Below are 15,989 nucleotides of genomic sequence, written 5' to 3'. Positions count from 1 at the left end.
CGCAGGAGAATGATTGTAGATCGCTATTATTATCATCAACTGAATAAACAAGAGCAGGCGATCTATAAGGCATTTTATAATGGTGCAATGTTACATCAGGAGATTATTCTAATTCCAGTACAAGGAAAATTTGACCAAGAGAGTTTTGGACGCATATTCATGGCAATGACGAGGGATAATCCATTGATTTATTTTCTAAATCAGTCAGCTTGTAGCATTGCTAATGATATGTTTGGACATGTTGCAATTTGTCCACAGTATTTTTTTGCGAAAGAGAAGGTAAAAGAATATAATCGGAAAATAGAAAAAGTGGTGAATGGACTTGCAGGACAACTGCGTCTGCTTGAATGTAATGATTATGAAAAAGAACTTCGGGTGCACGACTGGATTTGTCAGAATGTTGTGTATGATTATGAAGGAATGGATAAGAATAAAGTGTCCAGAGTGATTGCTTCTCATAATATCCTTGGTGTTTTTGCATATCATAAAGCTCAGTGCGAAGGAATTGCAAAGGCAGTGAAAGTTCTTTTAAATGCGGTTGATGTGAAATGTATTGTTGTGACCGGCGATTCAGTAAAAAGCGGACAGAGTGTGCCGCATGCATGGAATATTGTGGATATTGAGGGAGAGCCGTATCAGTTGGATGTTACCTGGGATATGGGTGCAATGGAGCAGAGTAAGGATCAAATAGCACATGATTATTTTAATTTGACAGATGAGTTAATGAATTCTGATCACAAGGCAGATGGTGATTTACCGGAATGCAAAAGTAAAAGGGCGAATTATTATGTGCAGAGAGGATGCTCTTTTCAGATGAGACACCGGCTTATGGCATATATAGACTGGTTGATTGAGCAGAATGAACGGATATATGAATTTCGGGTGGAAGGAAAACTGAATAAAGATGGCATAGAGCGGGAAGCAGCTGAGCATATTGTGAGGAGATTACACGAGCAAGGAAGAAGTAATGCTAGAATAAAAACGTGTTCTAACAAAGAACTTGGAATATACCGGATAGAAATATCTTGAAGAGGTTGAAGATATGCTAGAGTTAGAGAGTTACGAAATTGAATTCTTCTTATGTACGTTGTTGACTCAATATATACTTTTCAAATTTAGGAAAAATCATAATCACGGATCAAATATAGAGCAATTAAAAAGTATTAAGAATATCGAGGAAAAGAATGAGTAAATATGATGAAGCAAATATAGATAAAATAATAAAACCAATAAATATTCCAGGGATAAATGCGGCATTATCACAATTTGCAGGAATATATGATTCAAAGATGATGAAAGAAGTTTCAGATATTGCGAGAAATTCGATATTGACAGAAACACAGAGAATGTTTAAACCATTACATATGGAATCGCTCAGCATGATGGAAAATTTAATGACAAATCAAACTGCGTGGATGAAAAAATATGATTTTACAGAAATCAAAAGTTTTACAGAGAATATGAGTAATGCATTAGGAGTGAATAATTATAATATCGGTGGAGCTGTTAGAGCGTTAAATGAAATGGTGGAACCACTAAAGATATCAGCAAGTATTTCGGGCTTATCGACAATAATGCAAGAAGCTGGCAGTGTATCTTTTATTTCTCAGAGTTTGAAAAATAACTCTGCTTTTTCTGCCTTATCAGAAAAAGCATTGGAAGATATAAATATAAATTTACTAGGAAGAGTTACAGATCAAGTTTTTTCTGAATCCGAAGAATGGAATATTGATACAGTGTCAGAAACTATTGCAATGGAATATGAAAAAGCAACGGATATTTCTTCGAATAAAGAGAATCAGAATTTACCAATAACTGAAAAGCGAAAGATAGATGCAAAAGAAATACGAGAATGGTTGAGTTTTATTATGACAATCATATCATTTGTTATGGGAATTACGAATTCTTCAGCAACAACGATAAATAATTACAATTATACACAACAGGTTAATAATTATTATGTTGTCGGTATGGGATATGATGTAAAGAAGCTAAATACGACTAAATATAGAATCATTAATAGAGAATCCATTGTACGTTTGAAACATGACTGTCATTCGATTGTAATTGAAAAACTTGAGGAAGGGCAAGTTGTTAGAATTATAGATAAATATAAAAAGTGGAGACAGATTATTTGGGAAAATGAAGACGGCGAAGAATGCATGGGCTGGATTCAAAATTATAAATTAACTGAGTTTAAAATACCTAGAAATAAATGATGATTTTTTTATGAAATAGAATCTATATATGAAAAGGAAGTATTATGTGTGGCAGATATTATATTGAATCCGATATGGCAGATGAAATTGAAAAAGTAGTGAATGACATAGATCAGCGAATCCGACATAAGCATTTCATAGGCGATATCCGTCCGACAAATGTTGCACCAGTCATTGAAAAATCAGAGTATGGAATGAAACTGGATATTTGCAGATGGGGATATCCGTTGTCACAAGGAAAGAATACGGTCATCAATGCAAGGGCGGAATCAGTTATGGACAAACCGGCTTTTCGGAATGGAATTCAATATCATCGTATTCTAATTCCGGCAAGTGGATTTTATGAATGGAATCGTTTAAGAGAGAAAAATACATTTTCTAGATATGATGCATTGATATTGTACATGGCTGGATTCTGTGATTGGTTTGAAAATGAACTACGATTTGTGATTTTAACTACAGCAGCAAATGAATCTATGAGAAAAGTACATGACCGTATGCCGTTGATACTGGAAAAAGAACAACTGTCAGATTGGTTTGATGACAGAAAAATGGAACAGATTTTGCATCAGGTACCGGTTCAATTAAAACGAGAGACAGAATACGAGCAACAGAGTTTATTTTTATAATGATTCAGAAAAGAGAGTGAAAAATGTAAATATTTGTTGATGCAGATGCCTGTCCAGCAGTGAGAAAAAAAGAAAATTTATTAAATAAATAATTAAATAAAAAAAAGCGAGAAAAGGCGGTGTAATTTCACTGCTTTTTTGTTTTGAAACTGAAAATATTAAAATATATAGAGCTATATCAGTTTTTGATTTGCCACCGGAAAATTAAACTGAAAGTTTAATGACACATGACGAAGAAAGGAATATTCTTATCTTATCATTTGCGTGAGGTGTTAAGATGAAGTTTGAAAAGATCAGTCAAGAAGATAGAGAAAAATTAGAAAGAAGGCTCTACAAAACAATTGTAGAAGAATTTAGAACAGAAAAGATAAAAGATGGATATTATAAATATATTGTTAGTTTACAGGGATTTAAGTTTGTAACTGATATAACGGACAATGAATTAAAAGAATCCATAAGTATAGCGGTTGATACTATGGAGGAATTGAAGAAAATAAATAATAACGATGGAATGAATAAAAAGAAATTGAAAGAAATACAAGATAAGGAGCATAGAGGGGAACCTTTTGAAACATTAAATATATGGAATGCAATAGCAACGGAACAATTAAAGGAATTGCTTAATAGAGCTTGTGAAGTACAGAGAGTTGCCGGCGCATGGGCAGCTCTGATTGCGGGGCCGACAGTGATGAGTGCGATTGATATTGTTTATGAAACGGAAGTAGATGAGTTTGATAATGAGGAATTATATACACAAGGGGCATATTTTATCCTCAGAGCAATTATGAAAATGCATGGGACTGAAATATAAAGAAAAGAGAATAGTAAAATGAGATCAGTGTTTAATAAAAGCGAATATAGAAGATTGAGGCATAGACCTGTCAGGATTATTCAATTACTCATGGATGATATAAAATGCTGCATAGAAAGAATAACAAAAGGATACTGTTCAAAAGATGTGAATAATATAGACATCTGGTTTTTAAACATTATTCCGGATATGTTGCAAAGTTTAATGGACAAAAAAATGGGTGTTCCAAAGGAGATTTATGATAATTATGAAAATGTGGAGAATGGAATAGAAGTAGCAGCTGATGAATGGAAAAAGATTTTGGAAAAGATGATTTTGGAGTTTAGATGCATTTTGCGCCATCCAGCGGTCGCAAATGCGTTTTAGAACGGCCGCTCTGCGGAGCATAACGGCCGCCTGCTTTTAGTTAATTGACCACCACTTATCGAGTGTTGATCTTGATAGTGTAGTGTTTTGTGACTCGTTTCATAATAGAATTAGCTGACACTTCATCATTGAGAATCATTGCCTTCCAACTAGCTGGATCTCGCTGTGAGCATACAATGGTGCTTTTTCTTTGTTCATTGCGTTTTTCAAGCAGTTCGAATAGGATCTTGATCTCACGTTCATCTGTAATGGTATGAAGAAGAAAATCGTCCAGAATAATTAACTTCCATTTGAGATACTTCTTCATTTTACGAGTGTATTTATCGTAATCCTGTTCTTTTAAGGCGACCATACTCTCCAACAGTTCTTCGCTGTGGAAGTAACCAACGTTATACCGATTACAGGCTTTAATGCCGATAGCCTTTGCAAGATAGGACTTTCCAGCATCAGATTCACCGAGAATGCAGAGATTATAGCCTCTTTCAATGAAGTCCAAGGAAGAAAGCATCTCTGTTATGCCTGATGGCAGATACTCTCGTTTATCAGAATCAACGCAGTCTGCCAGTTCTTCAGGAGATCCTTTTAGGTGTGCAGCTGTTAACCGATTCTTTAGTGTTGTACTGACTTTTTCTTGAAACTGTGGACCAATCAATTCTGCGATCATTGTAAGACGATCCATTTCAAGAAATCCAGGTCTGTGATACAGATCATCCAATGTAGCCGCCATTGTTGAAAGCTTCAGTTCATTTAATTCATCAACAAGCTCATTCATGAGTTTAGTTCCGGTAAGCATCAGTCATCCGCCTCCTCTCGCATTTGATCTGCAAGAGCTTTGCTGCGGGATAAAAGAGTGTCAATACTGGATGCCTCAGGCGGCATTACATATCCACCACGTACAGGTTCCTTCTTGGATGGAGATGGATACCGGTATCCAGCCTCGCCGAGATCATCTGCAACTACAGATATCGTATTTTTGATGAATGTATATTTCTGCTTGTTTAATGCAATAGCCTGCTTACAGCATTCCTCCAGGGCTTTGTTACTGTATTTCTTAGTGAAATTCAGAATGCCAAGACACATGCGGTAGGTCTGGACTTCATACAGCCTGGATTTAAGAACAGTGCGGATAACGGTTTCCGTATTCTTTCCAATAAGCTGTGCTTTTTGGATAAAGAAGGGACCATTCCACTGGGTAAATCCTTTATAATTATCTGGCAAATGCTCCGGATTTGTAGACCACTGGCCTTTTCTGGTGGCTCTGGGCCATTCACAAAGGAATTCACCGGAAAGAGAATAAATACGAACAACAGTTGAAGATGCCTTAATAGATACTTTCTTATGCAAAAACGCTTTATCTACGCTATAATAAGCATTGTCAAAGCGTACGTGGAAGTCACTTGACACCTTTGCCGTTTTTCTCTCCATGTACTCGTAATGCATGGAGGGAAGCGGCATCAATTCAAGTTTCTCTTCTTCCCAATAATAGTATCTGTTATGTTCTTTCTTTTTGAATGGCTCCTTATTCAGAGCCTCCAGTTCATTCCAAAGATCCTTATTAAACTGTTCCAATGAGAAATACTGACGTTCTTCCAGCTTATGGAAAAATCCTTTTTCAAGAATGCCTACTGCGTTTTCTACAGAACTTTTGAACTTCGGTTTTCGAACTTTTGCCGGAAGGATGGCGGTGCCATAATGATCCGCCCAGTCGGCATAGTCCTTGTTTAATTCCGGTTCAATCCAGTCCTGATTTACGATGACTGCCTGCTTGCAGTTATCACATACAACCAATGCAGGTACACCGCCGAAATAATCAAGGGCATGGTTATTGACTTCAATCCACTGTGGTTCCTTTGTTGAGAGCATCCCTTCAGCGTAAATGTACTGGGAATACGGCAGAATCGCTACAAAAACAACGATTGGCAGTATTTCTCCTGTGAGAGGATCCCTCATGGTAAACGTCTGTCCTGCGAAATCCACTTCCATCTTTTGAGCGATCACGGCATCAAAGTGGGAAGTCTCATAATTCTCTTCGCACCATTTGTTGTAGAGTTCGCAGTACTGCCGATACTGATAAAACCGCTTTCCTTCTTCAGCACATTTTTTAGAGTATCTGTTCCATAGGAAAACTAAAGTCATGTTTTTTCGTGTTGCCATGAGCTTTGCATCTGCTTCATAGTCAGGATACTCTATATTTTCATTACGACCTCCAGATCCCGGTACGGAACCATACACAAGTTCAGCGATTCCATAATTCGTAATACCTGGTGGGAGGGGATAAGAAAGTGACTCGCATTTATCAAATGCTCTTAAGAAGTCGTTCACCCCTGATTTGCTTGCACCCAGCTGTCTGGCAATTTCGCTTCCCGAAAGAGAAAGCGCATAATGTTTGATAATGATGTTCTTGTAATCCAGCATACATTATCCTCCTGTAATAAATGTATTTTCATCCATTGGATGAATACACTTATTATCACTGAGGCTGTGTTAATAATCAAAGGGGAGACGACCGTTCAGCTTCGCATTTCGGCCGTTTTGCTCCGCAAAGCCGGCCGTTGGGATGTGCCATATGCATTTAGAGAAGCAGACGAGGAAAAGTGTAGCAAACGTAATGTTTCAGAAGATCAGGGCGAGGAGCAATATTTACTGAAAGAGAAAGAAATTGCTAAGTATATAGATGCGTGTAAGAATGATGCATTTGTATTGTTTTCTAAATACTTTTTTGATTTGTGGATATAAAATAAAGGAATAGTTTAAAGAGAGTTTTAGTATAATTGTGTAAGACGCCCCCTGTTGTGGAAAGACAATAGGGGGCGTCTTACATGTTATCGCCATGCGTTCATAAGGAGCTGCCAGTGGCAGGTCCTTAGGTCTTGTAGATTATTCATTTTTGACTATTAACGGAGCCGAAATACGGGAAGGAATATAACTGTTTGTGTGTTTTACATAAATAAACAGTCGATCGTACATATGAAATGTCGCAAATAATAAGTGATATTTAGATGAAAGATAGCGTTGCCCGCCAGTAAGATAGAATAGCGGGATAGCAATAGAATTTGGTCTGGAGTCAGGATAAACAGCCAAAGATTTTGCGGAAGCCAAAGGTTTCACATAAATAATGTCTGTAATATCTGGAAAACCATGGATCTGAATTAAATGTTTTGTGGTTGGTGTAAAAAAATTTGTTTGCTGCATTGTTTTGAGTCTCCTTTTTTAGAAAATTAAATTTAAATTGTTACATTAATAGTGTGTATTATTTAGTAAAAATGTTAGATTTGTGGACAAAATTAGAGGATTCAGACGTGTGGAGATAAAAAATTTTGTCCACAAATTTGCAAGAAATGTAAAAGTAAGGGACAATATATGTAAATACAAAAGAAGAGGCTGTAACTTATTGGTTTACAAGGGTATAAATAGAACGACAATATAGTATACTAAAAGTTTAATGACTATAGAGGTAGAAGGTGTTAAATTATATTTGCAGTTTAAAATCCTTGTACAAGAAAAGGAGGTTAAATTATGGATGCACCATTAGTAAACGCGATAGAAACAGGAAAGAACATTAAGCGATTGAGAGAAGAAAAAGGGATTACAGTAAAGGAACTTCAGAAAGTCTTCGGATTTGATACCCCACAGGCAGTTTATCGCTGGCAGAGAGGAGAAACCCTTCCTTGTCTGGATAATTTGTTAGTATTGGCAAAAATTTTAGATGTGCAGGTAGAGGACCTTATTATTCAGAATCGAAATGAAAACGAATAGGTGTACATATGAAGAAAGAATATAAGTTAGTGGGAAAAGTTACAATCCCAGAGAAGAAACGTAAGGAAGTAAAAAGTATAATACAAAAAATTTTATATATGGGTGGAATAAGAGAAAAAGAAATCATAGAAATTGATGGCTGGCAATGCATAACGGCTGGAATACCAAAGTGGAATTTGCGAGAGGTTATTAATTTTAACTATAATAAGTTTACTAATACGAGTTATGAAGCAGGTCGGTTATATTTAAAATCTGGATCGATAAAAAATCCATGTAATCATAATAAGGAATATGATTTTGTTATGAATTTAATCCGAGTTGTATTAGAGAGTTATTCGACAACACCGTGTTATTTGTGCTGTGATAATATACCGTGCTTCATTGAGGATTATACACGGGTAATAAAAGGAATGTTTGGGAAACAACTTTCTTTTCCAAATAGAAATAAAATGTGGAAGATGTATTACGTTTTACACAAAAATGGTTGTGACAATATAACAGCAAGAGAAATTTTAGAGACAGCAAGAACTACAGAGGTAGAGGAGTCTGCAGTAGGACATTTTCTTACAGTATTTTGCGTGGGAAGTAATGAACCTATCGTTCCAAGAAATTTTTGCAGAATAGATAAGAAAGAATTTGGAAACAGCTTTACACTTAATATTTTAGAAAATATTCGACAGTCTATGGAAGAATTGATAAATACAGAAGGAAAAGAAAAAGCTCTTGAATTCTTGAAAAATCTTCTGGGGAAAAAATATGCACAACGGAAACAATTTGCAGAAGAAGGCAATTTATATGGAACAATTGCAGCGGGATCTTTATATTTACTTCCATCGATGCTTGGAAAGGCCTATTCTTTAATTACGGGAGAAGAATTCTGGAAAACGTGGGAAAAATTGGATTTGGGAGCAGGCTATGAAGATATAATCAGGCCGAAAAATGATGTACCACCAATAAGTGGTGCAGAGGAGGATATAGAATTTTACAGAGCATTGGGAAAGCAGAATGAAGATGAATTGATGCGATACAAAGGAGATAAAGAATTAATGCTTTCTGATAATATGCAAAATGCTATTGAGAGATGGAAGAGAGCGTATGGACAAGTTACGGAAAAGGAAATTAAGAAGTTGGAAATGGAAAAAGCATTGAAAAAGTTATTGGAAGATTTTTTTTATGTATGGAACTTTCGGGTATTGGATACGGCATTTGTTAGAGAATTCCTAAAACATAAAAATGATGACAGATATAAACGTGCAATGATAGTGTTAATCGAATTAATAGATAAAGAAACAAAATACTTCCCAGAATTAACAAAAAGAGAAGCGAATATATGGTTGATAAGAGAAATTAGAGATGCAGATGAAATGATAGAGATAAACGCATATCTTGGAATGGTTAGAAATCATTTGCGTCGGAAAGAAATCCTTGGCTTTTAAGGAGGTTATTTAATGGGTACATACGTGTGGTATTCAGGTGTGGCAGACTATCCACTGGAAAAAAGAAAAAGAATAAAAGAAAATATTCTTAAGATATTAGATGCAGGCGGTATGATGCAAGTTGAATCAGTAAAAAATAACAATCATGAATTATATGTTTTATGCAAGCCGGAAAAAGATCAGAATAATAGAATATTGTGGAATTTTAACTACTTTGAAGATGATATGTGGGAAACAGCAAGTCTGGATTGTAACAATTTACAGATTTATTCTAATAAAGTTGGAAATGCGGAGTACAAAGATGTAATGTTAGCATTGTACATGTTAGAAGAATTGGAAGATAGTGGAATTGGATTCACAGAGTGTAATGGAGATGTTGTATCGGAAGAAAAATATGTCGGATGGATTAATCAGATCCTTGGGACTAACTATAGTTTTAGAAAAAGATTTAATTTATGGGAAAATGTGGAATGGTATGTTGAAAATGAAAACTATGAAGAAATGTACATAAGCATGGAAGAATTTCTAAATCTTATACCTGTGAATTTACGGTATGCTGCTGGAGGAACAGAATTGGCAGATCTCTTGTGGATCATTAATGGTACATCGAGCTTGCTGCCAAGAGATTTGGATCCGGATAGTTATGCATATGATGTTTGGAAATGTCAGAGAGCTATACAAGAAATTTTTATTAAAGATCTGGAAGATGAAGAAGAAAAAATATTAAGTTTGTTACAGATGCCGCGAAATCGGCGGAGATCAGTTATGGATCCAGTTATGAAACAACTGGCAAAATTTACACTTTTTTTGCCTGTAAGAATTGTATTGTTCTTATACACAGAATTTACAGGAGATAATTTCTGGGAGATTTGGAGAGCTGAAAAAAATAATCTGTATCATGACGAAAAAATGAAAAAGTATGCAAGCAAAGAACTAGAACTCTACAGAAAGATTTTTATTGAAGGACCAATTGCTCCAGTTACAACATCGGATTTTTTACGCCAAGATGGATACTTTACATTTTGGGAAACGCCCCCGGAACTAGGTGGAGAAGAAAATTATTATATATCAGATTGGGATCGTTTATATTGCTGGGGAAAAATAGAAGATGTAGAGATTACGGAAGAGATAGATACATGGTTAAACATGCTGGTGAAAGAATACGAAATGATATTGAAAGGCAAAGAACAAGAGACAGAAAATGCATTTGTGGGCCATATATTTAATACCATGGAATATTTAAATACATTCTACGGAAGAATTTATTTGTTCAAGGAATTTTATAATGAACTTTTGAATAATTCACACGAAGTGAGATTTCAGGCTATATTAGATTTATTGGATAAATTTGGAGAAAAGAATAAAGAAATAGGACGTGTGTATCAAAAATATGGAAATAAAGAATGGTGTATGCTAAGTAAGAATTTAAAATGTAATAGAGGAAGAATGGAAATAAAACGGATAATAGGTGTGATGGCAAATAAAGAATTAAGAAAGAAATATTTCGGATTTTAAGAGTACATAGGCGGATACGGAGAGTGTTCGCCTTTATCATATGAGGAAAAACAATGCAATTTAAGAATTTAGCGGAAGAAATGACAGAAAAAGATTTAAAAGAAGTACTGGAAATAATATATCCAGATACTATCTTTTGTGGATATAAAAGAATGGAAAGAGAAATAAAGATTTTTTTTAGACTACATGGAAAGATTAGGTCTTGTGTATTGATGGCAGATCAAGTTGTCGATATGCCAAGTGGCATGAGGTTAGATAATAACACGCAATATGAGTTTCAAAAGTATATGGTTGCTCATGGATACAGCGAATTATGGTTGAATAACAGGTATGCGGAATAAAAGTGTAAAGATAATATTATTAAAAGCTGGTTGATTATAAATGCGTTGGAAAATAATAAAATATAACCCGTAAAAAAACTACGGATAAACTTGAAAAAAACTACGGATAATCATATAATAAGAAAAAAGTATGGAGAGTGATTATCATGTTAAAGAAATTCAGTGTAGAAAACTTCAAAGGATTTAAAGAAAAAATTACATTAGATATCGGCTCACCGAATAATTATAATTTTAATTCTGAACTAATTGAAAAAGGATGCGTCACAAAAGGAATTATTTATGGTATCAATAGTTGTGGAAAATCGAATCTTGGATTGGCGATTTTTGATTTGATTACACACCTGACTGAAAAAGAAAAACTTCTTCGAAGTTATGATTTCTATCTTAACATGAGTGGCAGAAAATCTTTTGCGGAGTTTGAATATACATTTGTATTTGATAATCATGAGGTGATTTATCATTATTGTAAAACGGATGTGAATACATTGAAAATGGAGAGTTTGTCTATTAATGGAAAAGAGGTTATTTATTATGACTTTTTATCCAGAGATGGATTCACATTGTTAGAAGGATCAGATACGCTGAATGCTTCAATTAAGAATGAAAGTCCAATATCTCGAGTGAAATATGTAAATAACAATTCGATTCTTGCAGATACAGAGGAAAATCAGGTATTCAAAAAATTTATTAATTTTGTAGATCATATGCTTCTTTTCTATTCTCTGGACAGCAGAGGGTATGAAGGATTTATGAATGGAAGCGAAAGTATAGCAGAAGGGATCGTTAACAGCGGGAAGGTTAAGGATTTTGAAAATTTCCTGAGGGAAAATGGAATAGAATATAATTTGTATGACTGTGAGGTTGATGGTAAAAAAGCTATATATTGTCATTTTGATAATAAAGATGCGGATTTCTTTAAGATTGCATCTACGGGAACAAGATCCTTGGCACTTTTTTATTATTGGTATATCAGGATGGAACAAGCATCATTTGTTTTTATCGATGAGTTTGACGCATTTTATCATTTTGAGTTATCTGAGTCAGTGCAAAAAAGACTTGGAAAAATTTCAGGGGTACAGATATTTACTACAACGCACAATACAGATCTGATGAGCAATGATCTTCTGAGACCGGACTGTTATTTTTTGTTAAAAGATAATAAAATAAAAGCAATTTCTGATCTGACAGAAAAGGAATTACGTCAGGCTCATAATCTGCAGAAGATGTATAAGGCAGGTGCATTTAATGGCTAATGGAGATTACAAAGCATTTATTGTTGAAGGCGAAGCCAGAGAACCGCAGATTATTGACAATATTTCAAAAGTATTCTTTTCGCATAGAAATTATGAAATTATTACACTTCCGGCGGGCGAAAATATTTATATGTTGTGGAAGAAATTGAAAGAAGATGACTTCGATACAGATATTATAGAAGTATTGCGGGAGAGCAGCGAAGAAATTAGAAAACAATTGGAAATGTTATCGAGAGAAGATTTTTCGGAAGTATACCTGTTCTTTGATTATGATACACATCAGACAAATCTCGGGAAAAATGATGATGAAGATGTTCTTGCCCAGATGCTTGAAAGTTTTGATAATGAAACAGAAAATGGGAAACTATATATAAGTTATCCTATGGTAGAAGCACTGCGGGACTTTGAGCCGGGAGTATGTGGAAACCCGGAAAACTGTTTTGTGCCGGTGGAGGTTCTTGGAGAGTATAAGAATATTTCTTCAGCAAGGGCGTATAATCCACATTTTAAGGAGTACAAAATTGATCTCTGGAAAGAGATTATTGATGTATTTGCAATGCGTGTGTCATGTCTCTGCGGATTGTCTGATACGTTGGACTATGAGGGATATTCCATGCGAATCAATCCATCTGAGATAGAAAATTTGGAAAAAAAAGAATTGAAGAACAAAAGAGTTTATATCTTAAGTGCTTTTCCGGAATTTTTGATAGATTATTTTGGTATAAAGTTGTGGAAGACCTGCGTAAAACACAGGAAAAACCAGTTGGGAAAAAGTTGTACAAAAGTTGTACAATAAGAGCAGAGATGCCGCAAACCTCCTTTCTGTGGGCGTTTCCGCGTTCCCGAAAAGGTTCGATTCCGGTCTGCGGCATTAGTTAAAAATGGGAGAAACGTTGAAATGACAGCGTTTCTCTTATTTTTTGTTTGTAAAAAATTGTACAAATGATATATCAAAATCCTGAAAAGCAAGCATGTCATTTTATCTATTATTGATATTTCGCAAGTAATGTAATGGCGTAGTTGTTTGTATAAAAAGGTAAAGTTGCACAAAGTTTTGAAGATTCATAAAAAAGAGATTTCTTTACATTGTAAATTTATAAATGATATGTTATTCTGATTTCACTTCAGAGGGTAATCTAAATACTCTCTAGTAATTCTAAGCCGGGAGGCATCAAGTTTCGAAAGTTTCATATAAATTCTGAAACAAAATTCCAACTTGATAGAACATGAAAATTTTATATTTTGAGGAGGAAATGCCTATGACAAACAAACTGCAACAATATTTTCCAATGATCAGGACACGAGAGGAGGTGTTAAAAGAAATTGAAAGTAAAGCGAAACTAAGCATGATTTATTATGGATGGAATCCGGAAGAACAGGAAGAATTTCTGAATTTCTGTACAGGAGTCAGAGGAGTGAAGATAATGTATGATTTCATGATAAAAGAGATTCTAAATCCGGAGAGTTCACCAGAACGGGTAGATGAATTACTTTCATTATTGTTAAAGCAAAAGGTAAAGACGATAGATATTTTACCGAATGATGGAACAAGACTTGCAGATGAATCTTCATTGCTGATTACAGATATAGTTGTACAGCTGGAAACTGGAAGTATCGCTAATCTGGAAATACAAAAAGTGGGATATTATTTTCCGGGAGAAAGAAGCGCCTGTTATTCTGCTGATCTGTTATTAAGGCAATATAAGAGAGTACGGGGAATGAAAGGAAAGAAATTTTCATACAGGGATATTAAGCAGGTTTATACAATTGTATTTTTTGAAAATAGTCCAAAAGAATTTAAAGAGTATACGGAGGATTATATTCACAGGTTCATGCAAAAGTCTAATACAGGAGTAAATATAAATTTATTACAAGAATATTTGTTTATACCTCTTGACATATTTAAGAAGATTCAGCAAAATGAAGATGGAAGTATAAAAATAGAGAATCGGTTAGAAGCATGGCTTGCCTTTTTTTCAGTGGATGATCCGGAATCGGTGATAACATTGATTGAAAAATATCCGGATTTTAAAGAAATGTATGAGCAAGTGTATGATGTCTGCCGGAATATTGAAGAGGTGATGCAGATGTTTTCAAAAGAATTGCTGGAATTAGACCGAAATACGGTAAAACTTATGATTGATGATATGCAGAAAGAATTGGAAGAACAGAAGAAAGAAAAGAAACAATTGGATGAAGAGCTGAGACAGAAAAAGGTGCAGTTAAGCCGGAAGAACGAGCAGTTAAGCCAGAAGGATGAAGAGTTAAGCCAGAAGGATGAAGAGTTAAGCCAGAAGGATGAAGAGTTAAGCAAGAAGGATGAAGAGTTAAGCAAGAAGGATGAAGAGTTAAGCCAGAAGGATGAAGAGTTAAGCAAGAAGGATGAAGAGTTAAGCCAGAAGGATGAGGAATTAAGCCAGAAGGCTGAAGAAATACGAAGATTAAAAGAAGAACTGGAAAGAGAAAAAAATAAGTAAGGTAAAGTGTCTCAATTCCTGACTGATCAGGAATTGAGGCTTTTAGAGTTGCAGAATATGGAAAGTAAAAAGAATATTTTATGGAAAATATTTATTTCAACATTATATTTAAGTGCATTTACATTTGGCGGTGGATATGTCATTGTGACATTGATGAAAAAGAAATTTGTAGATGAATATCACTGGATTGAGGAAAATGAGATGCTGGATCTGGTGGCGATTGCACAGTCGTCACCGGGTGCAATTGCGGTAAATGGAGCGATTGTAGTAGGTTACAAATTAGCGGGACTTTTGGGCGTTGTAGTTTCAATTATAGGTACGATAATTCCGCCATTTGTAATTATTTCGGTTATTTCAGTCTGTTATAATGCATTTCGGAGCAATTATTTTGTCAGTCAGATGCTGGAAGGGATGCAGGCAGGAGTTGGAGCAGTTATAGCATCCGTTACCTACGAAATGGGATCAGGAATTGTAAAAGAGAAAAGTATCACATCGATAGTGATTATGGCAGGGGCTTTTATTGCCTCCTGTATCTATAAAATCAATGTCGTGTATATTGTAATTGTATGTGGCATAATAGGCGTTATCCGGGCCTGTATGAATAAGAGAGGAGAAAAGCAATGATATATTTACAGTTGTTTCTCAGCTTTTTACAGGTTGGAATGTTTAGCTTTGGCGGTGGATATGCCGCTATGCCATTGATTCAGGGACAGGTTGTAACAGCACATCACTGGCTTCGTATGTCGGAATTTACGGATCTTATTACGATTTCCCAGATGACACCGGGACCGATTGCGGTGAATTCAGCTACTTTTGTCGGAATTAAGATAGCTGGAATTCCGGGAGCATTTGCCGCAACGTTTGGATGTATTTTACCGTCATGTATTATTGTTACAATTCTTGCAAAGCTATATTTAAAATATCGCAATATGACAATGATGCAGGAGGTGTTACATTCACTGAGACCAGCTGTTGTGGCAATGATCGGAGCAGCAGGAATTTCGATTCTGGCGACGGCATTCTGGGGAAGTGAAGAAATTATTACATTCGTAGGAACGAAGTGGAGTCTGGTTATAATATTTTTCATTTGTCTGGTATTACTTAGAAAGGTAAAGATGAATCCTATATGGGTGATGTTGCTGGCGGGTGTGATGAAAGTTGTTGTTTCAAATGTTGTGAAGTAGAG

Annotated in this window: 18 protein-coding genes; 15 read left to right on the top strand and 3 right to left on the bottom strand. The window is 35.2% G+C overall.

Going from position 1 to position 15,989, the window contains the following annotated elements; genetic code table 11:
* Nucleotides 1-9 precede the first annotated feature (9 nt).
* From ACWJAF_RS00650 to ACWJAF_RS00630, 5 genes are all read left to right on the top strand, one after another.
* The gene (locus ACWJAF_RS00650; protein WP_448861513.1) at nucleotides 10-1,029 is read left to right on the top strand and encodes a transglutaminase domain-containing protein; all 1,020 of its coding nucleotides are present in this window, start codon (nucleotides 10-12) and stop codon (nucleotides 1,027-1,029) included.
* A 155-nt stretch (nucleotides 1,030-1,184) separates the two neighbouring features.
* The gene (locus tag ACWJAF_RS00645) at nucleotides 1,185-2,219 is read left to right on the top strand and encodes a hypothetical protein (protein WP_448861511.1); all 1,035 of its coding nucleotides are present in this window, start codon (nucleotides 1,185-1,187) and stop codon (nucleotides 2,217-2,219) included.
* 44 nt (nucleotides 2,220-2,263) lie between these two features.
* The gene (locus tag ACWJAF_RS00640) at nucleotides 2,264-2,848 is read left to right on the top strand and encodes an SOS response-associated peptidase (RefSeq protein ID WP_448861510.1); all 585 of its coding nucleotides are present in this window, start codon (nucleotides 2,264-2,266) and stop codon (nucleotides 2,846-2,848) included.
* Nucleotides 2,849-3,125: 277 nt separating this feature from the next.
* The gene (locus ACWJAF_RS00635; RefSeq protein ID WP_448861508.1) at nucleotides 3,126-3,659 is read left to right on the top strand and encodes a hypothetical protein; all 534 of its coding nucleotides are present in this window, start codon (nucleotides 3,126-3,128) and stop codon (nucleotides 3,657-3,659) included.
* Between the two features lie 18 nt (nucleotides 3,660-3,677).
* Nucleotides 3,678-4,025: a hypothetical protein gene (locus ACWJAF_RS00630; RefSeq protein ID WP_448861506.1), complete on the top strand. Its 348-nt coding sequence runs from the start codon at nucleotides 3,678-3,680 to the stop codon at nucleotides 4,023-4,025.
* A gap of 55 nt (nucleotides 4,026-4,080) precedes the next feature.
* Here the strand turns inward: ACWJAF_RS00630 and ACWJAF_RS00625 are convergent, their stop codons facing one another.
* Both ACWJAF_RS00625 and istA read right to left on the bottom strand, forming a co-directional pair.
* Nucleotides 4,081-4,818, bottom strand: a complete 738-nt coding sequence (locus ACWJAF_RS00625; protein WP_448861504.1) for an ATP-binding protein — start codon at nucleotides 4,816-4,818, stop codon at nucleotides 4,081-4,083.
* Nucleotides 4,818-6,440, bottom strand: a complete 1,623-nt coding sequence (gene istA / locus ACWJAF_RS00620) for an IS21 family transposase (RefSeq protein WP_448861502.1) — start codon at nucleotides 6,438-6,440, stop codon at nucleotides 4,818-4,820. The genes ACWJAF_RS00625 and istA overlap by 1 nt, the downstream gene beginning before the upstream one ends.
* Before the next feature lie 39 nt (nucleotides 6,441-6,479).
* On the opposite strand from istA, the gene ACWJAF_RS00615 reads away from it, so the two are divergent.
* Nucleotides 6,480-6,761 (top strand): hypothetical protein, encoded by a 282-nt coding sequence (locus ACWJAF_RS00615; protein WP_448861500.1) that lies wholly within the window; start codon nucleotides 6,480-6,482, stop codon nucleotides 6,759-6,761.
* A gap of 141 nt (nucleotides 6,762-6,902) precedes the next feature.
* On the opposite strand, the gene ACWJAF_RS00610 is transcribed toward ACWJAF_RS00615, so the two are convergent.
* Nucleotides 6,903-7,217 carry a hypothetical protein gene (locus ACWJAF_RS00610; protein WP_448861498.1) on the bottom strand — a complete coding sequence of 105 codons (315 nt, stop codon included), beginning with the start codon at nucleotides 7,215-7,217 and terminating at the stop codon, nucleotides 6,903-6,905.
* A gap of 324 nt (nucleotides 7,218-7,541) precedes the next feature.
* On the opposite strand from ACWJAF_RS00610, the gene ACWJAF_RS00605 reads away from it, so the two are divergent.
* The 9 genes from ACWJAF_RS00605 to ACWJAF_RS00565 all read left to right on the top strand — a co-directional run bounded on the left by ACWJAF_RS00605 (nucleotide 7,542) and on the right by ACWJAF_RS00565 (nucleotide 15,987).
* Entirely contained in the window at nucleotides 7,542-7,781 is a 240-nt protein-coding gene (locus ACWJAF_RS00605; RefSeq protein ID WP_448861496.1) for a helix-turn-helix domain-containing protein, read from the top strand.
* Between the two features lie 8 nt (nucleotides 7,782-7,789).
* Nucleotides 7,790-9,217, top strand: coding sequence for a hypothetical protein (locus ACWJAF_RS00600; RefSeq protein ID WP_448861494.1), 1,428 nt, complete (start codon nucleotides 7,790-7,792; stop codon nucleotides 9,215-9,217).
* 12 nt (nucleotides 9,218-9,229) lie between these two features.
* The gene (locus ACWJAF_RS00595) at nucleotides 9,230-10,732 is read left to right on the top strand and encodes a hypothetical protein (protein ID WP_448861492.1); all 1,503 of its coding nucleotides are present in this window, start codon (nucleotides 9,230-9,232) and stop codon (nucleotides 10,730-10,732) included.
* A 53-nt stretch (nucleotides 10,733-10,785) separates the two neighbouring features.
* Complete coding sequence (locus ACWJAF_RS00590; RefSeq protein WP_448861489.1) at nucleotides 10,786-11,073, top strand: hypothetical protein; 288 nt, start codon at nucleotides 10,786-10,788, stop codon at nucleotides 11,071-11,073.
* Nucleotides 11,074-11,219: 146 nt separating this feature from the next.
* Nucleotides 11,220-12,326: an AAA family ATPase gene (locus ACWJAF_RS00585; RefSeq protein ID WP_448861487.1), complete on the top strand. Its 1,107-nt coding sequence runs from the start codon at nucleotides 11,220-11,222 to the stop codon at nucleotides 12,324-12,326.
* Complete coding sequence (locus ACWJAF_RS00580) at nucleotides 12,319-13,122, top strand: hypothetical protein (RefSeq protein ID WP_448861485.1); 804 nt, start codon at nucleotides 12,319-12,321, stop codon at nucleotides 13,120-13,122. The genes ACWJAF_RS00585 and ACWJAF_RS00580 overlap by 8 nt, the downstream gene beginning before the upstream one ends.
* 463 nt (nucleotides 13,123-13,585) lie before the next feature.
* Entirely contained in the window at nucleotides 13,586-14,803 is a 1,218-nt protein-coding gene (locus ACWJAF_RS00575) for a PD-(D/E)XK nuclease family transposase (RefSeq protein WP_448861483.1), read from the top strand.
* A gap of 57 nt (nucleotides 14,804-14,860) precedes the next feature.
* The gene (locus tag ACWJAF_RS00570; RefSeq protein ID WP_296033089.1) at nucleotides 14,861-15,427 is read left to right on the top strand and encodes a chromate transporter; all 567 of its coding nucleotides are present in this window, start codon (nucleotides 14,861-14,863) and stop codon (nucleotides 15,425-15,427) included.
* Nucleotides 15,424-15,987, top strand: a complete 564-nt coding sequence (locus ACWJAF_RS00565; RefSeq protein WP_448861480.1) for a chromate transporter — start codon at nucleotides 15,424-15,426, stop codon at nucleotides 15,985-15,987. Before ACWJAF_RS00570 ends, ACWJAF_RS00565 begins: the two co-directional genes overlap by 4 nt.
* Nucleotides 15,988-15,989 lie beyond the last annotated feature (2 nt).

Source organism: Dorea sp., assembly GCF_977044405.1.
Note: the sequence above shows the minus strand (reverse complement) of the source record. Positions and strands in the feature narration are given on the sequence as shown.

Excerpts from the sequence above, each read along its gene's own strand:
- ACWJAF_RS00650 (WP_448861513.1), top strand. The coding sequence starts at position 10 with ATGATTGTAGATCGCTATTATTATCATCAACTGAATAAACAAGAGCAG.
- ACWJAF_RS00645 (WP_448861511.1), top strand. The coding sequence starts at position 1,185 with ATGAGTAAATATGATGAAGCAAATATAGATAAAATAATAAAACCAATA.
- ACWJAF_RS00640 (WP_448861510.1), top strand. The coding sequence starts at position 2,264 with ATGTGTGGCAGATATTATATTGAATCCGATATGGCAGATGAAATTGAA.
- ACWJAF_RS00635 (WP_448861508.1), top strand. The coding sequence starts at position 3,126 with ATGAAGTTTGAAAAGATCAGTCAAGAAGATAGAGAAAAATTAGAAAGA.
- ACWJAF_RS00630 (WP_448861506.1), top strand. The coding sequence starts at position 3,678 with ATGAGATCAGTGTTTAATAAAAGCGAATATAGAAGATTGAGGCATAGA.
- ACWJAF_RS00625 (WP_448861504.1), bottom strand. The coding sequence starts at position 4,818 with ATGCTTACCGGAACTAAACTCATGAATGAGCTTGTTGATGAATTAAAT.
- istA (WP_448861502.1), bottom strand. The coding sequence starts at position 6,440 with ATGCTGGATTACAAGAACATCATTATCAAACATTATGCGCTTTCTCTT.
- ACWJAF_RS00615 (WP_448861500.1), top strand. The coding sequence starts at position 6,480 with ATGAATACACTTATTATCACTGAGGCTGTGTTAATAATCAAAGGGGAG.
- ACWJAF_RS00610 (WP_448861498.1), bottom strand. The coding sequence starts at position 7,217 with ATGCAGCAAACAAATTTTTTTACACCAACCACAAAACATTTAATTCAG.
- ACWJAF_RS00605 (WP_448861496.1), top strand. The coding sequence starts at position 7,542 with ATGGATGCACCATTAGTAAACGCGATAGAAACAGGAAAGAACATTAAG.
- ACWJAF_RS00600 (WP_448861494.1), top strand. The coding sequence starts at position 7,790 with ATGAAGAAAGAATATAAGTTAGTGGGAAAAGTTACAATCCCAGAGAAG.
- ACWJAF_RS00595 (WP_448861492.1), top strand. The coding sequence starts at position 9,230 with ATGGGTACATACGTGTGGTATTCAGGTGTGGCAGACTATCCACTGGAA.
- ACWJAF_RS00590 (WP_448861489.1), top strand. The coding sequence starts at position 10,786 with ATGCAATTTAAGAATTTAGCGGAAGAAATGACAGAAAAAGATTTAAAA.
- ACWJAF_RS00585 (WP_448861487.1), top strand. The coding sequence starts at position 11,220 with ATGTTAAAGAAATTCAGTGTAGAAAACTTCAAAGGATTTAAAGAAAAA.
- ACWJAF_RS00580 (WP_448861485.1), top strand. The coding sequence starts at position 12,319 with ATGGCTAATGGAGATTACAAAGCATTTATTGTTGAAGGCGAAGCCAGA.
- ACWJAF_RS00575 (WP_448861483.1), top strand. The coding sequence starts at position 13,586 with ATGACAAACAAACTGCAACAATATTTTCCAATGATCAGGACACGAGAG.
- ACWJAF_RS00570 (WP_296033089.1), top strand. The coding sequence starts at position 14,861 with ATGGAAAGTAAAAAGAATATTTTATGGAAAATATTTATTTCAACATTA.
- ACWJAF_RS00565 (WP_448861480.1), top strand. The coding sequence starts at position 15,424 with ATGATATATTTACAGTTGTTTCTCAGCTTTTTACAGGTTGGAATGTTT.